The 23,300-nt window shown below is 61.2% G+C and carries 19 protein-coding genes; 9 read left to right on the plus strand and 10 right to left on the minus strand.

Going from position 1 to position 23,300, the window contains the following annotated elements; all coding sequences use genetic code 11:
* Positions 1-207: 207 nt before the first annotated feature.
* From EBB56_RS00450 to EBB56_RS00465, 5 genes are all read right to left on the minus strand, one after another.
* Entirely contained in the window at positions 208-576 is a 369-nt protein-coding gene (locus EBB56_RS00450) for a tautomerase family protein (RefSeq protein WP_124802326.1), read from the minus strand.
* A gap of 81 nt (positions 577-657) precedes the next feature.
* Positions 658-1,497 (minus strand): enoyl-CoA hydratase-related protein, encoded by an 840-nt coding sequence (locus tag EBB56_RS00455; RefSeq protein WP_185696355.1) that lies wholly within the window; start codon positions 1,495-1,497, stop codon positions 658-660.
* Positions 1,498-1,671: 174 nt separating this feature from the next.
* Positions 1,672-3,093 carry a CaiB/BaiF CoA-transferase family protein gene (locus EBB56_RS00460; RefSeq protein WP_260425256.1) on the minus strand — a complete coding sequence of 474 codons (1,422 nt, stop codon included), beginning with the start codon at positions 3,091-3,093 and terminating at the stop codon, positions 1,672-1,674.
* A complete protein-coding gene (locus EBB56_RS21785; RefSeq protein ID WP_156088600.1) occupies positions 3,093-3,239 on the minus strand; it encodes a hypothetical protein in 147 nt (48 codons plus the stop codon). The genes EBB56_RS00460 and EBB56_RS21785 overlap by 1 nt, the downstream gene beginning before the upstream one ends.
* A 515-nt stretch (positions 3,240-3,754) precedes the next feature.
* Entirely contained in the window at positions 3,755-5,449 is a 1,695-nt protein-coding gene (locus tag EBB56_RS00465; RefSeq protein WP_124802328.1) for a hypothetical protein, read from the minus strand.
* A 380-nt stretch (positions 5,450-5,829) separates the two neighbouring features.
* Here EBB56_RS00465 and EBB56_RS00470 point away from each other — a divergent pair, with 380 nt between their 5' ends.
* The 6 genes from EBB56_RS00470 to EBB56_RS00495 all read left to right on the plus strand — a co-directional run bounded on the left by EBB56_RS00470 (position 5,830) and on the right by EBB56_RS00495 (position 11,845).
* Positions 5,830-6,750: a LysR substrate-binding domain-containing protein gene (locus EBB56_RS00470; RefSeq protein ID WP_124802330.1), complete on the plus strand. Its 921-nt coding sequence runs from the start codon at positions 5,830-5,832 to the stop codon at positions 6,748-6,750.
* A 260-nt stretch (positions 6,751-7,010) separates the two neighbouring features.
* On the plus strand, positions 7,011-7,445 hold the full coding sequence (locus tag EBB56_RS00475; RefSeq protein WP_045990950.1) for a hypothetical protein: 435 nt from the start codon (positions 7,011-7,013) through the stop codon (positions 7,443-7,445).
* A gap of 436 nt (positions 7,446-7,881) precedes the next feature.
* On the plus strand, positions 7,882-8,088 hold the full coding sequence (locus tag EBB56_RS00480; protein ID WP_124802332.1) for a hypothetical protein: 207 nt from the start codon (positions 7,882-7,884) through the stop codon (positions 8,086-8,088).
* Positions 8,089-8,306: 218 nt separating this feature from the next.
* A complete protein-coding gene (locus tag EBB56_RS00485) occupies positions 8,307-9,449 on the plus strand; it encodes a TauD/TfdA family dioxygenase (RefSeq protein ID WP_124802334.1) in 1,143 nt (380 codons plus the stop codon).
* Positions 9,450-10,037: an HD domain-containing protein gene (locus tag EBB56_RS00490; RefSeq protein WP_124802336.1), complete on the plus strand. Its 588-nt coding sequence runs from the start codon at positions 9,450-9,452 to the stop codon at positions 10,035-10,037.
* Between the two features lie 170 nt (positions 10,038-10,207).
* Positions 10,208-11,845, plus strand: coding sequence for a BCCT family transporter (locus tag EBB56_RS00495; RefSeq protein WP_181248556.1), 1,638 nt, complete (start codon positions 10,208-10,210; stop codon positions 11,843-11,845).
* Positions 11,846-12,032: 187 nt separating this feature from the next.
* Here EBB56_RS00495 and EBB56_RS00500 read toward each other — a convergent pair whose 3' ends face one another.
* The 4 genes from EBB56_RS00500 to EBB56_RS00515 form a co-directional block, all read right to left on the minus strand.
* Complete coding sequence (locus EBB56_RS00500; protein WP_185696356.1) at positions 12,033-12,971, minus strand: LysR substrate-binding domain-containing protein; 939 nt, start codon at positions 12,969-12,971, stop codon at positions 12,033-12,035.
* Between the two features lie 351 nt (positions 12,972-13,322).
* The gene (locus EBB56_RS00505; RefSeq protein ID WP_124802340.1) at positions 13,323-14,810 is read right to left on the minus strand and encodes an aldehyde dehydrogenase; all 1,488 of its coding nucleotides are present in this window, start codon (positions 14,808-14,810) and stop codon (positions 13,323-13,325) included.
* Positions 14,807-15,916 (minus strand): mandelate racemase/muconate lactonizing enzyme family protein, encoded by a 1,110-nt coding sequence (locus EBB56_RS00510; protein ID WP_124802342.1) that lies wholly within the window; start codon positions 15,914-15,916, stop codon positions 14,807-14,809. Before EBB56_RS00510 ends, EBB56_RS00505 begins: the two co-directional genes overlap by 4 nt.
* Positions 15,917-17,575 carry a GMC family oxidoreductase gene (locus EBB56_RS00515; protein WP_185696357.1) on the minus strand — a complete coding sequence of 553 codons (1,659 nt, stop codon included), beginning with the start codon at positions 17,573-17,575 and terminating at the stop codon, positions 15,917-15,919.
* Between the two features lie 328 nt (positions 17,576-17,903).
* Here EBB56_RS00515 and EBB56_RS00520 point away from each other — a divergent pair, with 328 nt between their 5' ends.
* The 3 genes from EBB56_RS00520 to EBB56_RS00530 all read left to right on the plus strand — a co-directional run bounded on the left by EBB56_RS00520 (position 17,904) and on the right by EBB56_RS00530 (position 22,105).
* Positions 17,904-19,541 carry a BCCT family transporter gene (locus tag EBB56_RS00520; protein WP_124802346.1) on the plus strand — a complete coding sequence of 546 codons (1,638 nt, stop codon included), beginning with the start codon at positions 17,904-17,906 and terminating at the stop codon, positions 19,539-19,541.
* Between the two features lie 104 nt (positions 19,542-19,645).
* Positions 19,646-20,290, plus strand: a complete 645-nt coding sequence (locus tag EBB56_RS00525; RefSeq protein ID WP_124802348.1) for a GntR family transcriptional regulator — start codon at positions 19,646-19,648, stop codon at positions 20,288-20,290.
* Positions 20,291-20,515: 225 nt separating this feature from the next.
* On the plus strand, positions 20,516-22,105 hold the full coding sequence (locus EBB56_RS00530) for an ABC-F family ATPase (protein ID WP_124802350.1): 1,590 nt from the start codon (positions 20,516-20,518) through the stop codon (positions 22,103-22,105).
* A gap of 191 nt (positions 22,106-22,296) precedes the next feature.
* On the opposite strand, the gene EBB56_RS00535 is transcribed toward EBB56_RS00530, so the two are convergent.
* Positions 22,297-23,184, minus strand: a complete 888-nt coding sequence (locus EBB56_RS00535) for an AraC family transcriptional regulator (protein WP_124802352.1) — start codon at positions 23,182-23,184, stop codon at positions 22,297-22,299.
* Positions 23,185-23,300: the final 116 nt, after the last annotated feature.

Here is a 23,300-nt window from a genome sequence, read left to right on the forward strand (position 1 = left end):
GAAAGCGGCTTTGGTGAGAGGTTTGATGAAGGGCTTTGCAAGCGGCTTTGGCGAGGGGTTTGATGAGGGGCTTTGCTGAAGTGCCTTGGCAAAGAGTTCAGAAATCAAGGAAGAGAACCGGTGGACGAACGAGCCGGGCAGGCCCTCTGATTCGCCTAAAAAATGGCCCGCTATTCGCGGGCCATGGTCGTCTCGGTGCATCCGTCTTCAGGCTTCGCAGAACTGCGCCACGCCATCCCTGAACGACCAGTCGATGTCCTGGTTCTCGGTGATGGTGATCATGACGTTGTGCGGGGGGATGCCGGGGTTTTCGGCAAGTGACTCGACGACCCTGGCGTAGAACGCCTTCTTGTCGGCGTCCGGACGGCCACTTCGCATCACCAGGTGCATCATGACGCGATCCGAATCACGCCGTTGCAACTGCAGGTTCTCCGGCTCGCACTCATTGATCACCTGATAGCGATCGTCGTCTGGGAAGCCCATGGTATCGATGACGGCGGCGTTAACCTGATCCGCCACGGCCCTGACGTAGTCTCTCGACTTCCCTTTCACTAGATTGATCGTCACAAACGGCATCCACCCCTCCTGCCCCGGTCAATGATTGACGCTCTGTATTCGACGCTGTTGGTCGTCTTTCGTCGCTAGCTCGGCCGACGTCTAGCGATGGCGGAAGACCGGCGCACGCTTCTTGACGAAGGCATTCATGCCTTCCTTCTGCCCCTCGGTGGCAAAGGCCGCCTGGAACAGTAGACGCTCCTGGCGCAGGCCTTCCGCCAGCGGGGTCTCGAAGGCCGCGTTGACCGCTCGCTTGGCCATCTTGACGGCTGGCGCGTTGTAGCCTGCGATGGTGTGCGCCGCCTCGAGGGCGTTCTGCATCAGCTCATCCTTCGCCACGACTCGCGCCACCAGGCCGATCTCCTTGGCCTCCTGGGCACCGATGTTGCGACCGGTCAGCACCAGGTCCATCGCCATCGCCTTGCCGACCGAACGTGCCAGTCGCTGGGAGCCACCGATACCGGGCAGGATCCCCAGCTTGATCTCGGGTTGCCCGAACTGGGCATCGTCTGAGGCGATGATCATGTCGCACAGCAGGGCCAGCTCGCAGCCTCCGCCCAGCGCAAAGCCGGCCACCGCAGCGATGATGGGCTTGGAAATCTGGCGCACCTCGTCCCAGGGGGCCAGGAAGTCATCCATGTAGAAATCGGTGAACGACTTCTCGGCCATCTCCTCGATATCGGCGCCGGCCGCGAAGGCTCTCGGGTTGCCGGTAATCACGATGGCACCGATGCCGGGGTCGGCGTCCAGCTCGCGCAGTACCGCGAGCGTTTCTTCCGCCAGTTGGCGATTGAGTGCGTTCAAGCTTTTCGGGCGATTCAGGATGATCAGCCCGACCCGTTCACGGCGTTCCACCACGATCATCTCTGGCTCACCGTTACCTGCCTCAAGCGAAGCCTCCGAGGCGACATTCTGTGTTTGTTCTTCGACCTTCTTGTTCATCTCTTGTCTCCTGACGTTACCCGTAAACCAGCTACGTATCGGTTCGATACGCTCCCACCTGCGGCCGCCACCTCGCCTGGTCGTGATGCGACCTGACTGCGCCGCGCCACACCGGATATTCACGACCCGATATCGCCAAGCGGCGTACATCTGATGAAAAAACGCGTCTGACGACTAGGGTTTTCCGACCCGTTTGCCCAGATCTCGAGCGGATTCTTGACCCTGTTTGTCGGAGGCCGACTGGCCACCCTTTATCCGGGTGGCGGCGCTGCCACTCGCCTTGCGCGAGTCTTGCCTGGCCCTCGCTGCTTGATCACTCTGGGCTCCTCGACGTTGCCCCGAAGATGTCGAGCCGGCCTTGGCCGACCGCGCCTTGTCGGCTTGCCCTGGCGTGGAAGGCAGGCAATAGGAACCGTGACGCGCCATCAACTCATCGAGAATGGCCTGTCGATGTTGACCCAGGCCTGGCGCCACAAGCGGTGTATCGCTGCCAAGGTCCACCCTGCCGGTCATCTTTATCGGGTTGCCCGCTGTCCTGAAGGGCTTCCCAGCGCTTCCCTGGACCTGGACGATCATGTTTCTCGCCTTCAACTGGGGATGATCGAGCAGTTTGTCGATGGTGTTGATCGGCGAGCAGGGAACGCCTTCCTCGTTGAGCAGGTCGACCCAGTGCTGCACGGGCCTGGTCGTCAGGATGCGCTCCATCTCCTCCACCAGCGCCGGGCGATTCTGGCAGCGAAGATCATTGGTGATGAACCGGGGATCGAAGGCCAGTCGCGAGGCGCCGATGGCATCGGCCATCAGCAGAAACAGGGTGTCGTTGCCGGCGGCGATGACCAGCTTGCCATCCTCGGCCTTGAAGCTTTCGAAAGGCGCCAGCGACGGGTGGCAATCACCGGTTCTATTCGGCACGACGCCTTCGATGTCGTAGCGTGCCAGCGCCGTTTCCATCATCGCCGCCTGGCAGTCCAGCATGCCGATATCGACACGGGTCCCCTGGGCGTCCTTGGTTCGGCTATACAGCGAAGAAATGATGCCCACCGCCGCAAACAGGGCCGCGCTCAGGTCGCCAAAGCTGGTACCGACTCGGGCCGGTTCACCGTCCGGCCAACCGGTCAGACTCATCACGCCGCCCATGGCCTGCACCACCATGTCGTAGCCTGGCAACTCGCTGAACGGGCCGGTGTGACCGAAGCCTGAAATCGAGGAATAGATCAGGTGAGGATGGGTCTGGGCGAGGCGCTCCGGACCATAGCCAAGACGCTCCATGACCCCGGGTCTGAAGTTCTCCACCAGCACATCGGCCTCGTCCAGCAGGCGCTCCAGCAACTCGCGATCACGCGGCGACTTGATGTCCAGTACGATGCTTTCCTTGTTTCTATTGAAGCAACTGAAGTAGGCACTTTCGTTTTCGACAAAGGGGCCGAACTCTCGTGTATCGTCACCGGTGCCGATCTTCTCGACCTTGATGACGCGGGCGCCAAGGTCCGCCAGGACCATGGTGCAGTAGGGCCCTGCAAGCACCCGCGAGAAGTCCAGTACCGTCACGCCGTCCAGAGGCCCTTTCTTTGGTTCGTCCAGTGGTGTGTTGGCCATCAACTTGTCTCCTGTGTTGTTGTATCGAGCGCCAGCGTCAGCTGGCGACTGGCCACACCGGAGGCACGGTGGCAGGCGTGCTGATGGCCCGGAGAGGCACGTTCACCGATCTGGCCAGCGACGAGATGGGAAGCGATAGCGGTCATGGGGATCGGCCCTTTATAAAATTTGTTTAATCTGCACCGAGGGGAATCGACCCTTGGCGGGGCTCCTTCTTGGTTATGCCTCAGAATATGGGGACCAAAGACCAGTACAATTCAGTTATTCGCAATCCAGATATAAGTTTTGAAAATATCAAAACCCACTAAGTGAGAACCCGATACGGTACTCACCGCCCGAGGCGCGCCAGCATCACGATGGTGTGCCCAACCGATCGACATCACGACGACATCTCCCGCTGGTGAACATGTCCTGGAGTTGCATCTAAAGTTGAAGCCACAAACAACGACGCCCGGGGGACCGGGCGGTATTGGGCGTGCACGGGTTGGGGATGGTGTTCGAGCGCCGTTGCCTGGCCATCGGCGTGCAGGGGGCGGACGACTACCGCAAGGGGCTTGCCGTGGGGGCTGTCGAGCAGGCCGATGTGTCTTCATGGCCTGAAAACGGGCGCGGACGGCCTGAAGAACCGCTCTCAGGCCCCAGCCGCGCCCTCTTGCAGATCTTAAATCGCCTGCCATGCCTCCGGCAGTTCCACATGCCCACTCAGTGCCGATCCGACAAAGAAGGCGGCAGCCTCGAGTCCGGCCAGCGCCATGGCGCCACCTTGCCAGCCGAAGATGCCGTCGCCGGTGTCCCGAGAAGATTCAGCGCTGAAGGAAGCCTCGTCATCGAACAGGTCACCAAGGTGAAGGGCGTCATCACGGGCCGCGGCCGAGAAGACCCTATCGCCGGCATCGGCAAGCGCGACCTCTTCCCTCGACCACTCGCCGCCTTGGCCGTCCTGGGGTGCATCGACGAAGGCAATATCGCGATCGAACCAATCGAATCGAAACTCGTCTTCCAGACGATCGTCTTCGATAACGTAGCGCAGGCCGGGACCGGCACCGCGAAAGCCGCCGCCGTACTCGAACTCGATGCGCTCGATGCCGCCCGCCAGGGTCAGGGAATCATGGCCGGACACGCCAATCCGCCCATCATCCAGCCGGTAGACCTCGTAGTCATCCGCCTCTCCCTCGAATAACAGGGTGTCGGTGCCCTGCCCCCCTTCGACCTGGTTGGTGCCGGTCGAGACCCGGATCTCGTCGTCTCCGGCAAAGCCTTCGATGTAATCATCGGACGCGCCGTCACGCAGCAGGTCGTCAAAGACACTGCCGACAATAAAGGCCGGCTCGCCCGCGTGATTGGATGTCGGCGAGTCGATATCGCCCACCCAGTGTATCGCGCGCCCACCGGCACCAAGTGAGGACACCACCACTACGCTGTCCTGACTCATCAGCTCATAAAACGATGAGGAGACAATGCGCGCGACCGCGTCCGACGTGATGCCACCAAGATGCGCGCCCCAGGCGAAGGGATTCAGGCCGCTGTCGCTGGCTAACAGCCAGGGCGACTTGCTGTAGACAGCATCGAACAGCACCAGATTGTCCACGGAGCTTGAGTAGTTCTCATCGCTGTTCTCCAGAAAGCCATCGAAGCCCTCGAGCGCCGACTTCAGATCCTCGTGGTCACCGACGAAACGATGGATGACGTCGTTCTCGAAACCGATATTGAGCACATTGTCGGCTTCGAAGATCAGCGGTGACGCATGGCCAAGATAGTGACTGTCAGCGAAGAACCCGCCCGCCAACTGATCCGAGAAGCGCGCCTGGATATTGGCCAGCGCCCCACCCAGGCTGTAGCCGGTAATGATGGCGTCATCACCCTCAAGCCCATGCTGGTCCATGAACGACGCCACCCCGGACAGCACGGGTGCCATGGTCTTCGCGATCTGCTTGCCGGAATTCAGAAAGGAGTAGTCGACGATATCTACCGGGGCATTGGTACCGGCATAGGCCACGCTGACGCGGCTGATGTTGCCCAGGGCGTCCTGCTCGGCCAGGACCTTGAGCTGAGGGCCACGGGAGACATTGCCGAGCAAGGGGCTCTGAAGCGTGATGTAGCCATCGACGTCCACCAGAGAGGATGGCAACCCCAGTTCGCTGGCCGAGACTTCTCGCCAGCCTCCCGGTAGGCCACTGGTGACCTGATTGGCTGAAAAGGTCCCCGGTCCTGCGATGTTGTCCAGGGTCACCAGCATCTGTCCAAGGGGTAGCCCGAGCGCACGGTCTGTCTGCGAGTAGGTCGCCAGCGCATGCGAGGTGACGGCGAGCTCGGCAGAGGCCGACGAGTCAAGCCCGGAGATCGTAAAAAGTGGCATAGAACATCCTCACCTGTGAACTTCCGCACAAGAAAAGACAACAGCCTAGCCCAGTTTCTACGCTTTCCGACCCCATCATTGCTTCACCGACTTTTCAGGCAAAGCTGCTGCGATAAAGCGTCGAAAAAAGAAGCGATATGGAAAGAAGATTCCTCCCATCCATCTTGTATTTTACGAGCTATCAAGACGGTGAGTTTTACCGGACCACCATGCCCGAACCAGTGTCGATCGCTGCGTAGATGTGCCCGAACGGTGCCCTGGCAATGGCCTGAAAAACATCTGCCCGGCCATTGCTGGCGTATATCTGCAGACGGTATCGGCCTCAACGGTAGTGCCTCGACTGCGGTAGAATGGCGTTTTTACGCTGGAGTCAGCGTTCGATGAAGGCCCGTCATCTCCCCTCGACCACCACGCTTCAGTGTTTCGAAGCCGCCGCCCGGCACCTGAGTTTCACCCGGGCGGCGGATGAGCTGAGCATCACCCAGAGCGCCATCAGCAAGCAGGTGGCCCAGCTCGAGGACTACCTGCAGCACAAGCTCTTCCGTCGACTCAGGCGCACCCTGGTGCTGACGCCGGAAGGCTCGCTGTACCTGACCGAGGTGCGCAAGATCCTGGCCCACCTCGAGATGTCGGCCAACGCCATCATGACCTACAGCGGCCACGGTGACGTGCTCAAGGTGGCCACGCTTCCCACCTTCGGCACGCGCTGGCTGTCGTTGCAGCTACCGGCCTTCTTCGAGGCTTACCCCGGTATCACCCTGCACCTGTCCGACCGCGTGGAGACCTTCGATCTGGAAAACGAAGGCATCGACGTAGCGATCTTCCACGGCCACGGCAGCTGGCCCAACCTCGAGTGTCACAAGCTGTTCGAGGAAGAAGTCATGGCGGTCGGCGCACCCGGCTACCTGGCGCGCCAGCGCATCGACAGCCCCGCCGATCTGGCCAACTGCCGGCTGCTGCACCTGTCAACCCGCCCCGACGCGTGGCACCGCTGGTTCGATGAACAGGGCATTCGCACCGATCGCAGCTACCACGGTATCCGCTTCGAAACCTTTCAGACGCTGATTCGCACGGTCATGGCCGGCGGCGGCCTTGCCCTGATTCCACGCTTCATGATCGACCATGAACTGGAGGCCGGCGCCCTGGTCCCGGCCTGGCCCACCCTGTTGCGCGGTCCCGACGCCTACTACCTGGTCTATCCCGAGCACCTGGGAGAGCTCGCCAAGGTGCGCCAGTTCGTCGACCACCTCAAAGGCTGCGCCGCGCCGCAGGCCCCGTCCGAGCAGGCCCGGTCAAAGTAGCCCCCCGCGAGTAGTCCCCGTCCGGGCTAGCTCCGCCCGAGTAAGCCCCATCCGAGTAAGCCCCGTCCGAGCAGCTACCAGGGGCGTCGCCGGCTGAGACCCTCCGTTTTCGGTGGCTCGGCACATGGCCTGGCCCCTTCCCTGCTCCCGCACGAAAAGTTTTCTTCTGGTTGTAAGGTCCCGCTTTCAGATGCGACACAGCCTCCCACGGCGCTCGCCCATCGAGCGCCATCCCCTAGAAGACGACCAAGGAAGCTCAGATGCACACTGAAGGAAACGAGATGGCGGGCCTCAAGGGCGGGCTGCTGGCGATGCGTATCGGCATCTTTCTGGTACTGCTGGTCTGGACCCTGAGCAAGTTCATCAATCCAAGCCAGGGCAGCGGGATCATGGACAAGTACTTCGGCATCGCCGGCGTCGGCACCGCCGTCGTGGTGGCGCTAGGTGTGCTCGAACTGGTGCTGATCCTGGCCTTCGTCAGCGGCAGCTTCAAGCGCATAAGCTATGGTGGCGTGCTGCTGGTACACGGCGTCTCGACACTGGTGACTATCCCGGCGATGGTGACCGATCCCTTCGGCCATATGCTGTTCTTCGCCGCCCTGCCGATGCTGGCCGCCTGCTATACCCTCTACCGACTGCGCGACCACGACACCCTGCTGACCCTGGAACGCCCGGCGCCCCTCGCCACCGCCTGAGGCGACGTCGCCAGAACAGACGCGCCCCCGATGAGCAACCACTTGCTCACCGGGGGCGCATCTAGGCCATCAGCATACCCAAGCCCCCTTTTCGCTAGCGACGTCAGCAGGGCTACACCGGCCCGACGAGAGAAAGACCGCCCATCCTCCCCCCTGCATTGACAGCCGGTCACCTGCGGGATAGGTTGGGGTCTGCGCCGATTTGAATCTCAGCTTGCGGGCGCTTTAAAAAATGCAGCTAAAGCGACGCCAGAGGCCCGCTTTAGCTATTGCTGAGCGGGTTTTTTGTTGCCCGAACTCTTTTTATTGCCGAACACGTAACGCCGCCGATTTAAGCACCAACTTGCGGGCGGAATACAAGTGCAGCTAAAGCGGCGTGCGACTCCTAACCCCTGGGTCGGCGCTTGCCGACTCACAAGGGGATCAGGAGACAGACATGACCACTTCCACCCGTCCTGCTCGCAGCCTCACCACCTCTTCCAAGCCGTCCGCTCAACTCAAGACACTGTGTCTGACACAGGACGATCTAGTGCGCGCGGAATTTCGCAACGACGTGATTCTTGCGGGTCTCGACAGCCGCTTACGCCACCCCTCGCGCCACCACTCGACACCGGATAACACTCGCGACAACTGGCGGCCGTAGAGAGCTGTCGCCTGGAGCCAAATCCAGGTTAGCTTGACGGCCACGAACCCATCTGTGCGTATTACAGCGTCTCCCTCAGGCGTCCGGTACTGCCGGGCGCTTTGCCATCACGGGTATAAAGAAAATGCATGGTGGAGGATAAGCCAGCGCCTCTACTCCGTCGCCGGGAGATGGCTCAGCATGCGCGCCGAACGCTTGCCAGACACCGGAGACCCGCGATGCGAAAGCCAACCTCCCGCCCTGAGTTCGTCATCCAAGAACAGCCCCCGGCCATCGTTGTCATCGACGGCCAGCAGTCCCGCGAAATCAGCCCGCTGTGGCTGCGCGAACGTACCCAGGCGCCGGATCAACTGGAGCCGATGACCCAGCAACGGCTGTTCGACTCCCACGCCATCGACGCGAATCTGACGCTGACCCAGGCGACCCAGGTCGATGAGCAGCATGTGGCGCTGGCCTTCAGCGATGGCCATCGCGAGACCTACGACCTGCGCGTCCTGGCCGAGGAACTCGGTGAAAGCGAGCTGTTTCCGGCCGCCGAACCCTGGGACGCCTCGCTCGACCAGAACAAGGTGCGCTTTGACTGGACCCAGGTGCTTGACGACCCCGACGTCTTTCGCGAGTCACTGGATGCCTATCTACGCTACGGCTATCTGGTGCTTTACAAGGTACCCACCGACCCGGAACGCATCCTTCAGGTCGGCAGCCACTATGGCTACGTCAAGGAAACCAACTTCGGTCGCTATTTCGAGGTCTATTCACGCCCCAGCGGCAATGACCTAGCCTATCGCAGCGTGGCGCTTGGTCCCCACACCGACAACCCCTACCGCAACCCGGTGCCGGGTATCCAGCTGCTGCACTGTCTGGTCAACGAGACCAGCGGAGGCCTGTCCACCCTGGTCGACAGCCTCAAGGTTCTGGAGCGGCTACGCCAGGAGACCCCCGAGGGCTACGAGCTACTGAAACATACCCCGGTACGCTTTCGCTTCGTCGACGCCGGCACCCAGCTGGTGACCCAGCGCACCATGATCCAGACCGATGACGACGGTCGCCCCACCGGCGTTCACTACAGCCCGCGCCTGGATGGCCTGCCGCTGCTCTCCGACGCCGAGACACGGCTGTTCCACCGCGCCCGCCAGCGCCTTGGCGAGCTGTTTGCCGACCCGACCTACGAGGTACGCTTCGCGCTCGGCGCCGGCGAACTGATGCTGTTCGACAACAGTCGCGTACTGCACGGCCGCACCAGCTATGACAGCAACGAAGGACAGCGCCACCTGCAGGGCTGCTACCTGGATACCGACGGCCCGCGGGAGCGTTTCGCCAGTCTCTTGAAGCAACATGCGTCCATCGAGGAGGTCGCCTGAATGGAAAAGGTCACGTTTCGCCAGATGAAGGACGGGACTCGGGAGGAATACGTCTTTCTCGAGCAACTCGAAGATAACTTCAACCAGGGGTTGGTCGACCGCCTGCTGGACGCGCTGCGCCGACTCGAGAACAGCCTGAGCGGCTACCAGGTGACGCGCCTGGAACACTCGCTGCAGTCGGCGGCACGGGCCGAAGCCGACGGTGCCGACGAGGACATGATCGTGGCCGCGCTGCTGCACGATCTCGGTGACGACCTGGCGCCCTACAACCACTCCCAGCTAGCCGCCGCCATCATCCGGCCCTATGTGCGCGCCGAAGTGACTTGGGTGATCCATCACCACGGACTGTTCCAAAAAGTGTACTATGCGCACCACTTCGGAGAGGATCCGCACGAACGCGATCGCTACCAGGACCATCCCTGGTACCAGAGTTGCGTGGACTTCTGTGAACGCTACGATCAGGCGGCGTTCGATCCGGACTATCCGACGCCACCACTGGAACACTTCGAGCCCATGCTGCGGCGCATCTTCGCTCGCCAGCCCTTCGATCCGGAGGTGATCGGCGAGGAGCATCCGCTGGAGCCATGAGCCACAGGTCTGACGCGGCGGCTCGCCCCGAGCCGCCGCGCCGACAAGGCCGCTCACGGTAGCGGCAGCGGGATCGCCGGCCCGAGGTCCGGCTCAAGAGGACACAGACTATCGCTACTCCAGAATCATCTTCCCCGGGGTCTCCCCCCGACGACAATCCCCACGCGGTAATGGGCACCGACTACAAGGTGACCGAACTCGAACAACGCGGCCCCTTCCAGGGCATGCACCGCGGCATGACGATCACGTCAGGGGCGCTGATCCTGCTCTTCGTACTGTTCACCGGTCTCAGTTCCGACACCGCCGCCGTGGTCTTCGGCACCGCACGCGCCTGGATCGAGGGCACCTTCAGCGGCTACTACCTGGTGACCGTGGTCGCCCTGCTGGTGGTCTGCGCCTTTATCGTCTGCAGTCGCTACGGCAGCATCCGCCTGGGCACCGACGACAGCCGACCGGAGTTCAGCAACTTCGCCTGGTTCTCGATGCTGTTCTCCGCCGGCATCGGTATCGGCATCCTGTTCTTTGGTGTCGCCGAGCCGATCTTCTATCTCGATAATACCGACTCCTTCGGCTACCCCAACAACCCCCACGCCGATATGGCCGGGGCCACCGCCATCGGGCATGAGCGCGCCATCGACGCGCTGCGGGTGACGGTCTTCCATTGGGGGCTGCACGGCTGGGCGATCTACGTCATCGTCGGCATGTCGCTGGCCTACTTCGCCTACCGCAAGGGCCTGCCGCTGGCGTTAAGATCGGCGCTTTACCCCTTTATCGGCGATCGCATCTTCGGGCCCGCCGGGCATCTGTTCGACATCTTCGGCGTGCTGGGCTGCGTGTTTGGTGTGGCCACCTCGCTGGGACTCGGCGTCAGCCAGATGGGCGTGGGACTGGAAAAGCTGTTCGGCATCGACGATGGCCTACCGACCCAACTGGTGCTGATCGCGGTGATCTCGACGCTGTCGATCATCTCGGTAGTCAGCGGCGTGCAGAAGGGCATCCGCATCATCTCGGTGCTCAACATCTGGGTATCCGCGGTCGTGATCGGCATCTTCCTGTTCGGCGGGCCGACCCTGTGGCTAATCCAGACCTTCGGCGAAACGCTGGCGGACTACGCCACCGAGGTCATTCCCATGGGCCTGTGGTACGCCGAGCAATCCGGTACCAGCGAATGGCAGCAGGCCTGGACCATCTTCTACTGGGGCTGGTGGCTCGCCTGGGCTCCCTTCGTCGGGCTGTTCATCGCTCGCATCTCCAAGGGCCGCACCCTGCGCGAGTTCGTCCTCGGTGTGCTGCTGGTACCGACACTGCTGGCCTTTGTCTGGCTGGTCATCTTCGGCGGCAACGCCATCCACCAGGAGCTGAACGCCGCCGGTGGCGCCGGCACTGCCGGCATCATGGAGATGGTGCGCGCCTGGGATCTGCCGTCTGCGCTGTTCGCCACTGCGGACGGGATCGTCGGCTCTGGCGTCTTCGGCTGGGTGCTGTCGGCCATGATGGTGTTCCTGCTGATGAGCTGGTTCATCACCTCATCCGACTCCGGCACCCTGGTGCTGACCACCATCCTGTCGCTGGGCGATGATGATCCGCCCAAGCTGTTCCGCGTCTTCTGGGGTGTGGTGATCGGCCTGGTGGCCGCCGTGCTGCTGGTGGTCGGTGGGCTTTCCGCCCTGCAGACCGCCCTGATCGCTGCCGCCCTGCCGGTCAGCGTGGTCATCCTGGTCATGACCCTCGGCGTGCTGCTCTCGCTGTTCCGCGAACCGGGCGATCCCTATCGCCAAGGCTTCCGACTGCGCCCGCGCCGGCGCTGACAGGTCACCCCGTGCCCACATCGGGCACGGGGTCCTGTGCCCCGCCCCTCTCTATTCTCGCCCGCTCTTTCTCCTCGCCCCTCTCTACCTCTCTGCACCTTTGCCATCACCATTGCGAACGCATCCACGCCCAACGCATGCCCTGCTTTGCGTCAGTGCGTCTTATCAGCCCCGATCTGGCGCCCCCTCAGCGCAACCGCCCCGGATCTCCCGAGGTGGCACCCTCGCCACGATGCACCGCGTCCAGCAGCCAGTCCCTGACCGGCTCCGTGACCGCGCTGCGCTGGTGCTTGACGCTCAGCCAGTAGCCATAGTCTTCCCGCGTAACCTGCGGTCCCAGGGCAGTGAGCTGGCCGGTGACCAGATACTCCTCGACCAGGTTCGACCAGCCCAGCGCCACGCCCTGATGCGCCAGCGCCGCGTTCAGCAACAGCGCGTAGTTGTGGTAGGCGAAGATATCCTCCGCCGGGGGTGGAGTGAGCCCCGCATGGCGGCACCACTGGGCCCAGTCCAGCCAACGCGGATTCCTGATGTCCTGGTGCAACAGCGAGAGCCGTGACAGGTCCTGTGCTGACAGGGGGCCTGATAGCCCATGTGCCTGCGCGTAGTCTGGGCTGCACACCGGGAAGACCGCCTCCCGGGCCACCAACTGCCCCTCTTCCTGGGGCAGATAAGGCCCGAAACGAATCGCGATGTCGGCGGCCAGCAGCTGCGGATCGTCCGAGCGGTCGATCGGCATCAGGTGAAAGCTGAAGTCGGGAAAGGCCCGCTTGAGCGCCGGTAGCCGAGGCAACAGCCACAGGTGGGTAAAACCCGCGTCGGCTGCGATGACGACCGTTGGCGCTGGCCCCTGGCCGTGGCGCACGAAGCGATCACAGGTGTCTCTGAGGGTGGTGAGACTCGGCGCCATCTCGCGGTAGAAGCGCTCGCCGTCGACGGTCAGGCTCAGCCGGCCGCCGTGCCGGTCGAACAGTACCAACCCCAGGTATTCCTCCAGCCCCCGGATTCGCTGGGAGATGGTCGGCTGGGTGGTACGCTCGGCCTCCGCAGCGGCGGTCATGGAGCCGAGCCGGGCCGTGGCCTCGAAGGCGATCAGCGACTTCATGGAAGCGGGGTTGGGGTTCATAGGCAGAAGATGTGATGGGCCGGGTAGTTTGCAGGGACGCCCCTGGGGTGACAGGCAGCGGCAGACAGCGGCAGATAGCACCAGCCATCCAGTCCGAGGCAGGCGGTTGGCGAGCGCGCCGCGAAGGGTGCGGTGATCTGAAGGGGGTATGGTGAGGGAATCGGCAGGCAGATGCCAGGCAAGAGGGGCGCTCGGCCAAGTACCACCTGGCCGAGCGTTTTGCATGGGGAAGACGGGTGAACAGCGCTCGATACCGCACCACCACGCGGGTGGCGCGGTATCATTCAGCCGTCCAGGGACGCTAGGCGCTGTCCGAAAAGTCGACGAGCGCAGGCACTTTTCAGACAAGCCCTAGAGCTTGACCGTCACGTTCTTGTTCCTCAGGTAATTGTCGAGTGCCAAAAGGCCCTTTTCTCGGCCAAACCCTGAGTGCTTGGTGCCACCGACCGGTGCGTATATTCCGCCGGCAAAGTACTGGTTGATGGTGACCTGACCTGCATCGATCTCGGCGGCAAGTCTAAGCGCCCTGGCGACATCGCGGCTGTAGACACAGGCGGCAAGGCCGTAGTCGGTGCCATTGGCAATCGAGAGGGCTTCCTCATCGCTGGCGACCACCTGTACCGCCAGGACCGGACCAAAGATCTCTTCCTGCACCAGTCGGTCATCACGCTCCAGTCGATCAATCACGGTGGGCTCAAAGAAGAGCCCCTTGCCGCTCTCAGGGTCACGGGTAACATTTCCGCCACAGCGGATGGTCAAGCCGCGCGCCTTGGCGTCATCGACGAAGGAGGCAATCTTGGCCAGGTGGCCGGCGGAATTGATAGCGCCGATGTCTCGTCCCTTGAGGCCATGTCCCAATGTCAGCTCCGCCACGCGTGGCAGAAAGGCCTGCATGAAGGCTTCGTGCTGGGACTCATGGATCACCAGGCGCGAACCGGCGGTGCATACCTGGCCTGCGTTGTAGTAGATCGCCCAGACCATGTCCTCGGCGACCTTGTCGATATCGGCGTCGGCCAGCACCACGGCAGGGGACTTGCCGCCAAGCTCCAGCAGCACGCTGGAAACATTGTCGGCAGCCGACTTCATTACCTGCTTCCCGGTCGCAACCGAACCGGTAAAGGTCACGTGCTGAACCAGACGATGGGACGTCAGGGCATCGCCAATATCGTGACCATAGCCGGTCACGACATTGACCACACCGTCGGGCAGGCCGGCTTCGCTGAACAAGGACGCCATGACCAGCGTGGACAGCGACGTCAGCTCGGACGGTTTGACGACCGCGGTACAGCCGGCCGCCAGTGCCGGGGCGATCCCGCGTACGGCGGTCAACAGCGGAAAGTTCCACGGAGCGACGTGGGCGGTCACCCCCACCGGCTCGCGGCGATTGATCGAGACAAACCCGTCGCCCAGGGGGGTGGTGCTTCCCTCGATCTTGTCGGCTAGCCCTGCATAGTAGGCGAGCTGTGATGCCGCCCCTTGAATATCGGCTTCGGCCTCGGCGTGGGGTTTGCCCGAATCCAGACACTCGATGACCGAGAGCAGTTCGCTATTACGCCGCACCGTGTCGGCGAGACGAAAGAGGTGCTCGGCCCGCGCGGCAGGCGCAAGGCGGCGCCAGTGTTCGAAGGCACGCTGGCTGCCGGTTACCGCAGCCTCGACGTCTTCCGGGGTGCCCCTGGCGATGTGTGCAATCGTGCTTTCGCTGCCGGGATCGGTAACCTCGATAGTCTCGCCCGAGGTAGACGTATGCCACCGCCCGTCAATGAAGTGCTGCGGCGTAAGGTGCGGCGTCGGATCGATCACGCCGGCTTTCTCGCAAAGAGTCTTGAGTGCTGTCATGTCAATTCGCTCGCTCGGTAGTGGGCGGATTCCAGCCAGTCCTGGCGCACGCGGATGCCCCAGCCTGGCTCGTCGGGGATGGCAACCTTGCCATCCTTGGCCACCGGGAAGTTGTCATAGATGCCGTACTGCCAGGGATAGTAGTCGTCTTCCTCGATGGAAAACTCGAGATAAGGGCCAGCATTGTCGATGGCCCCTTGAAGGTGCAGGGTGAAGATGGTCACCAGGCTGAGATTCGCGGTGTGAGGGGTCACGACACGCCCAGCCTTGCGGGCCATTTCCACCACCTGAAGGGTGCGTGTGATGCCGCCGATGTAGCAGATGTCTGGCTGCAGCACGTCGACCACGCGGTCATCGATCATCTTCTGCCAGGCCGGCAGATAGTGATCCTGCTCGCCCCCTGTGACGTCCAGCGACAGCGCGGCCGTGACCTGGCGAGTCCACTCCATTTCCCAATAGGGGCAGGGTTCTTCGAAATGCTGGATGCCATTGTCCTGCAGAAGACGCCCTACCTCGATGGCGCGCTCTGGGCGAAAGCAGCTGTTGGCGTCGGCCAGCAGGTCGACGTCAGGCCCCATGGCTCGACGAATGGTCGGGATGATCGCCTCCGTGCGCCCCGGCCATTCATCCTGGTTACGACCGCACTCGGCGCCCACACGAAACTTGAAAGCGTCATAGCCGTGGCGATCACGCAAGCGTAGAAAGCGTTCAGCTTCCTGCTCGGGGGTAATGTCGCGCTTCATGCTGGAGGCATAGACCCTGAGCGGTCGAACCGTACCACCGAGTAGCTCGCAGACCGTCTTGTCATGAGCCTTGCCGAGCCAGTCCCACAGCGCCGTCTCGACACCGCACAGCGCGCGATAGAGATAGGAGCCCAGAAACTTGTGCTGGCGTTCCAGCACCAGGGCCACGCTGTCAGCGATATCATCAATCCCGTTGATGTCGCGCCCCTCGAACAAGGGAACCACCTGACGATGCATGATCTCGACACTGATGTCGGCGTTGTAGGTGGACACCTGGCCCACGCCCTGGCTGCCGTCGGCCATGGTGACGCGGACGATACCAACGTCCTCGCTGTAGAAAGATTCGACCTTCTTGATTTTCATCTAAGTGTTCCAGGACTGGCGAATGATGTCGGCGGCCACCTCGGCCACCATCAGGGTGGGGGCCTGGGTATTGCCGGAGGTAATGTTGGGAAAGATGGACGCGTCGACGACCCTCAGGCCCTCGGCTCCGTGAACCTTGAGTGACGGGTCGACGACTGAATTCTCGAGCCGGGTCCCCATGGCGCAGCTTCCGCAGAGGTGGTAGATCGACCCGCACGACGCCCTGAAGTCGTCGAGAATGGCCTCGTCACTGTGCATATCGGCGTAACCGCGGTGATCGACCAGGATGTCCTTGAGCGGCCCCGCGCTGGCCAGACTGCGAACCTGACGAAAGGCCGCGAGCAGTTCTGCCTTGTCACGAGCATCGGACAGGTAACGATTGTGAATCGCCGGCGCATCGTCGGGGTCAGCGCTCTTCAGCGTCACGGAGCCGCGACTGTAGGGTCGGCAGACATTGTAGAAAAGCGACACCTCGGCGTGCCGATGCAACACCAGGCGCCCCCCGGCCTCTTCCGGCAGGGCGTAGGAGATGGGATTGAAGAACACCTGCGCCTTGGCGTGACCATCGCCACTCTCTTGCACCGGGTGCTCCCCGTGACCCGACAGCCCCGTCCCCTCGAGGGGGACAAAGGCGCCAGCGTGCTTGACGCCAAAGGCCAAGGGGCCCTGGCGGCGACTCACGTAGTCCCAGCCAGCCCGCAACTTGCCCGCCAGCCGGCCAAGCGTCACGTTGAGTGTCGGCTCGCGACTCTCGAAGAACAGACTGCCGCACAAATGATCCTGCAGATTCTGCCCAACCCTGGGGTTGTCGATGACACTGTCGATGCCCAGTTGCGCCAACGCCTTGGCGTCACCAACGCCAGAAAGCTGCAACAACTTCGGGGAATCCACCGCTCCGGCACACAGGATTACCTCCTGACGGGCCTTGATCGTGCGTCGTTCGCCACCGCACGCGACCTCGACACCGACGGCACGTCGCCCCTCGAATACCAGTCGCCTCGCCTGAGTCTGCGTCATCAGCGACAGATTCGAGCGCTTCAGCGCCGGGGTCAGGTATTCCCGAGCGCTCGATGAACGCAGACCGGCCCGAACATTCATGTCGTAGAAGCCATAGCCATCCAGGCGCTCGCCGTTGAAGTCATGATTATTCGGCAGTCCAGACGCGTCACAGGCAGCGAAGAAGGCATGGCAAAGCTCGGGGGCACTATCCCGGGTGGAAAGGACCCCAATGCTTCCATCACGACCGTGATACCTTGTGTCCTCGCTATGGTGTCGCTCCAGGCGCCGAAAATAGGGCAGGACAGCGTCATAGGACCAACGTGGAGAGCTGACCGCAGCCCAGTCATCGAAGTCTCGCCGATCACCACGCACGTAGATCATGGCGTTGATCGCACCGGAGCCACCAACCCCCTTCCCCCGGGGCTGGTAAACCCGCTGCTGCCCCAGCTCGGGCTCAGGTTCGGAGCGATAGCAGTAGTTGTAGCGAGGACTGTTGAAGTGATGGACGAACCCTGCCGGCACCGAGATTGTCGGCGTCTTGCCGCGTGCTCCTGCCTCGATCACCAGCACCTGTCGATCGCAATCCTGTGACAGCCTTTCCGCCAGTACACAGCCGGCGGAGCCTGCTCCAATGATGATGATGTCGACCTCTGAAACCATGCGGGCTGCTCCAGCCAGGAAAGGTGATGACTGACCACAATCTAACATTCTAGATTTAGTGTTGTGAAGACATGAAATAGCCATAGCCATCACAACAGCATAGACTTTTGTCGTAGCGAAAAACCTTTAACCAAAACACAACAAACCTTCATATATTTGTTTTTTATGGAAATATAAGGACTCACTCAGTGACATCTCTCGCTCTGACACGACATCACCCTCGCACAGCAGTTGAAAGACAACCCCTAAACTAGCATTTTAGATAGCCACAACACGCCTGCCCCCTGCTTCGACAGGGTTTTTGTTTTCACCTGCAAAGGCTTCGCCCATGCGCTATCAGAAAATAAGAAAGGAAATCGCCGGCATCGATCCAGCGGTGTTCATGCCTGCACTCCTCCTCACCCTGCTACTGGCTCTGGTCTTTTCCCTCTGGCCCGAGCAGAGCGGGAGCCTCCTCCATCAGATTCACGCCTTCACCACCAACGAACTTGGCTGGTTCTTCCTGCTGGCCACCATCGGCGCGATCAGCTTCTGCCTGTATCTGGCGATGTCGCGTTACGGCAAGGTGGTTCTGGGAGACCGCGACACTCGTCCAGAATTCTCGACCCTCACCTGGCTGGGCATGATCTTCACCTCGGGCACCGGCGGTAGCCTGCTGTACCTCAGCGCCGCCGAATGGATCTGGATCATGCAGTCGCCTCCCTTCGGCGCCGAGCCCGGTAGTGCAGAGGCGGCACGCTGGGCCAGCGCCTTCGGCATGTTTCACTGGGGCCCCTCGGCATGGGCCTGGTATATCGCCTGCGCGATACCGATCGGCTATGCCATGTACGTCCGCAAGCAACGCAACCTGAAACTCAGTGAACTGACTCGCCCGGTGCTAGGGCGCTGGGCCGATGGCCTGGTCGGTCACGCCATCAACTTTCTGTATATGTTCGGCATCATCGGCGGCGTAATGACGTCGATCGCCCTTGGCACGCCGCTTATTTCGAGCACCTTCGCCTACGCATTTGGCATGCAGGCAGGCAACCCGGTACTCGACGTCTTCGTGATATTTCTGTGGACCGCCATTCCGATGATGGCGCTGATCCTCGGCCTGCAGAAAGGCGTCGCTCGCCTGTCCAATTTCAACGTCCGCCTGGATATTGCCTTGCTGGTGGGCGTCCTAGCGTGTGGCCCGCTGTCTTTCACGCTCAACCAATCGGTAGACGGGCTGGGCCTGATGCTCCAGAACTTCGTCTACATGAGCTTCGCCACAGACGTTATTCGCAATACCGGCTTTCCCCAAGCCTGGACGATCTTCTACTTCTCCTGGTGGGTCGTCTACGCCCTGCCCTACGGACTTTTCATCGCCAAGATATCGCGTGGCAGGACCATTCGGGGAATCGTCTTCGCCGGCCTGGTGGCCGGGTCGCTGGGCTGCATGGTGTTCTACATGGTCTTTCCGGCATTCGGCATCCACCTCCAGACCAGCGGCCAACTGGACCTCATCGCGGTGATGAACGAGGCGGGTCGCGGCGAGGTGGTGAAGGCCATGCTCGAGCAACTGCCTGCCGCAGGACTGTTCATCGTGGTGTTCGGCCTGGTAGCCCTGCTGTCCTATGTCAGCGGTCAATGTGCGGTCGGCTATTCACTAGCCTCGGCGACGCAAAAGACCCTGCTTCCCGAGCAGGAGGCGTCACGCTATAACGCGTCTTTCTGGCTGGTGCTGGTCGGGCTGGTCTCCACAGCGCTCTACTTCCTCAATCCAGAAAGCTTGACGCCACTACAGACGATATCGATCCTGACGGGGTTCCCGCTGTGCTTCGTCATCGCCATCGTCGGACGTAGCTTCATGCTGATGCTGAATCGGGATCTGTTCAACGAAACGGCGGTGCGAGATATCGATGGCAAGAAGTATCTAACGCCGACCACCACTGGCATCGATGCACCAGTCAATACCGGCGCAGTATCGCCAGAACTGGACTAAGTCCACGATCGACAGTAAAACACACGGGCTTGGTGTCATTGGCACCTCGCCCGTTGTCACGGCGGAACGGATACGGTCTGAAGAGCAAGAACAGGAGAAGAAGGATGGCCGACGGTGCCGAGTCGATGTCGCAGCAGGCATATACCATCATCAAGGATCGCGTCCTGAAAGGCACCTATGCCCTGGACCAGAAGATCTCGATCAAGGAATTGACCGAGGGCCTCGGGATTGGACGCAGCCCGGTAGGCGAGGCGTTGAAACGCCTGCAGCATGAAGGGCTGATCACCATTTCACCCAAGAGCGGCAACAGGATCTGGAACCCCACGCTGACCGAGCTTGAACAGCTCATGGCGTACCGAAAGATGATGGAGATTGGCGCCCTGCACATGTCTCCGGATGTGTTATCCCTCTCAGACAGTTTGTTGACCCTGTGCCATCAGATGGATGAGGCCATCGCGAAAGAAGACTGGCTGAGCTATGAAGCGTTCGATTACCAATACCACATGACCTTGATCGAATCTTCCGGCAATCAATATCTCATCGACTCCTATCGCCTGGTGGCAGACAAGATCCGTCTCGCTCGCAACAACATGACCCGCACCTTCGATCTATCCAACGCTGGGCACTACGATATTGCCAACGCCCTGAAGCGCAACACCTTCCTGGCCGAGCGGGAGCTGGACAAGCACTTGACGGTATCACGGGACCGCTTCACCCGTTTACACACGCCCACCAACACACGAGGCTAAACCGAGCCTGCCAACCCTCCCCCCTCTCACGACGTACCGACAAGATTCACTCCGCGTTTCAAAGGCCTTCCCTGCCCCGCCGGCTGGCAGCTGCCGGTGCCGCCCGGTTCTCGAGTAGCTAGTCACCGGGTCAGACGCGTACAATGCGCCCTCCACTTTGGTCGAAGCCCCTTGCCGTGCCGGCCCAAGTCTCTCATTCATGTTCATCCCGCGAGATACTCCGCCGTGCTCTCTACCGCCAACATCACCATGCAGTTTGGCCCCAAGCCGCTGTTTGAAAACGTTTCTGTCAAATTCGGCCAGGGCCACCGCTACGGTCTGATCGGGGCCAACGGCTGTGGCAAGTCGACCCTGATGAAGATCCTCGGGGGCGACCTCGAGCCGACCAGCGGCCAGGTGATGAAGGACGCCACCACTCGCCTGGGCAAGTTGCGCCAGGACCAGTTCGCCTTCGAGGACGAACGTGTCATCGACACCGTCATCATGGGCAACGAAGAACTCTGGAGCGTGACCGCTGAGCGCGAGCGCATCTACTCCCAGGCCGAGATGAGCGAAGAAGACGGCATGGCGGTGGCAGACCTCGAGGTGCGCTACGCCGAGCTCGACGGCTACACCGCCGAGGCTCGTGCCGGTGAGCTGCTGCTGGGTCTGGGGATTCCGCTTGAGCAGCACGACCAGCCGATGAGTGTGGTGGCACCGGGCTGGAAACTACGCGTACTGCTGGCCCAGGCGCTATTCAGCGACCCCGACGTGCTGCTGCTCGATGAGCCGACCAACCACCTGGACATCAACACGATTCGCTGGCTCGAGGACATTCTTCGTGCGCGCTCGTCGACCATGATCATCATCTCCCACGATCGCCACTTCCTGAATAGTGTGTGCACGCACATGGCGGATCTGGACTACGGCGAGCTGCAGCTGTTCCCCGGCAACTATGACGAGTACATGACGGCCGCCACCCAGGCGCGCGAACGTCTGCAATCCGAAAACGCCAAGAAAAAGGCAGAAATTGCCGAACTCAAGCAGTTCGTCAGCCGCTTCTCGGCCAATGCCTCCAAGGCCAAGCAGGCGACCTCACGCCAGCGCAGGATCGACAAGATCCAGCTCGACGAGATTAAGCCGTCATCACGGATCAGTCCGTTCATTCGCTTCGAGCAGAACAAGAAGATCCACCGCCAGGCGCTGGAAGTGGAAGCGCTGTCCAAGGCCTGGGACGACAATGTCCTGTTCGAGCGCTTTGGGCTGCGTATTGAAGCCGGAGAGCGGGTCGCCATCATCGGCCCCAACGGCATAGGCAAGACCACCCTGCTCAACTGCCTGGTCGGCGCGATGGAGCCCGATGCCGGTGAGGTCAAATGGACCGACGCCGCCGAAGTGGGCTATTTCGCCCAGGACCACGCGGCGGACTTCGAGGGGGGCGAAACCCTGTTCGAATGGATGCAGCAGTGGACCACCGCCGGTGAGCAGATCGTGCGCGGCGCCCTCGGGCGGATGCTGTTCTCCAATGATGATATCGGCAAGTCGGTGAAGGTGATTTCAGGCGGTGAACAGGGACGCATGCTGTTCGGCAAGCTCTCGCTGCAGAACCCCAACGTGCTGGTGATGGACGAGCCCACCAACCACCTCGACATGGAGTCCATCGAGGCGCTCAACCTGGCGCTCGAGCACTATCCCGGCACCCTGATCTTCGTCAGCCACGATCGCGAGTTCGTCGGCTCACTGGCCACCCGCGTCATCGAGATGAAGGACGATGGCATCGTCGACTTCAGTGGCAGCTACGACGACTACCTGCGTAGCCAGGGCGTGCTCGGATAAGTTACCACTCACACACGCAGGGCGGCGGATGCTGCCCTGCGAGCCGGATTTACCGCCTTCAGCGAGATCACCTCGTGGTCGACCCAATATCGATACCCATCGCAGCGGGCAAGACAATGGCGAGCAGGTATTACGCGCTCGGCGCCCTCGCTTGGGGCTCTCCCCCTGAAACCTGAATGCCTGCCACTTCTCTAGCCCCTGGCAAGCGCCTGGTATTGGCTCCACTGCTTGGGGGACTTTCCATACAGTCGTTTGAACTCTCGACTGAATTGCGAAGCACTTGCGTACCCGACCGCCATTGACGCTTCGCTCACGTTCATTCCCGTAGCAATCTTCATGGCGGCGCTGTTCAGCCGCATCGTTTTCACAAACTGAATGGGTGACATCGTGGTCGCCTGCTTGAATTTCCGATGAAAAACAGCACGACTCATCCCCACATACGAGACGATTTCGTCAATGGTGACAGTTTCATCGAGGCGGGACTGTAAATATTCGATGGCTCTGGCAATCTCGTTGCCGACTCCAAAAGCGAGCCTCGCCGAAGCCCCGGCATCTCCCATCAAAACGGCATAGTACAACTCGCGAAGGCGCCCTTCTCCGAGAACCTCGGTCTGCGTCTTGCTATCACCTAATTGCAACAAGCGTAACAGTGCTTCAGAAAATTCATCATCCCATCGGGCGAGAGATACGCTTTGCGACAATGAATCCCCACGAGGTTTTTCAGCCCCCGCTGCGGTGCTTTCTACCTGAATAACTATTTCTTTCATCACTTTTGTATTCAGGGAAATAGACACACCCAACAAGGGATTTTCTGGGGAGGCAGCCGGGGTACCCGCCTCGACCGGCAACGAAATGGGGCAACACATGTATTGGCTGCTGTCATACACATATCGCCTGCCATTCACGATGGCTTCCTTGGAACCGCCTACGATCGCGATCACGCTAGGTTCGTAGACGGCAGGAGTACAATGAAGCGCCTCAGTAACACGGAATATCTGAACGCCCGATACCCCCGTTTCCATCACCCCATCTTCGTGAAGCTTGCTTTCGACAAGCGCTTTTATCTTGTGCCTGCTCATTCGACAAAACTCGAATAACTTAGTGGAAGAAAGCTATCAACCAAAAGAGACAAAGTCAACGAAGTGATACGAATAGGCATGTTTTAGAGATTATCTGGTCTACATTCACGCATGGC

This window comes from Halomonas sp. YLB-10, assembly GCF_003856855.1.
GTDB classification, from domain to species: domain Bacteria; phylum Pseudomonadota; class Gammaproteobacteria; order Pseudomonadales; family Halomonadaceae; genus Halomonas; species Halomonas litopenaei.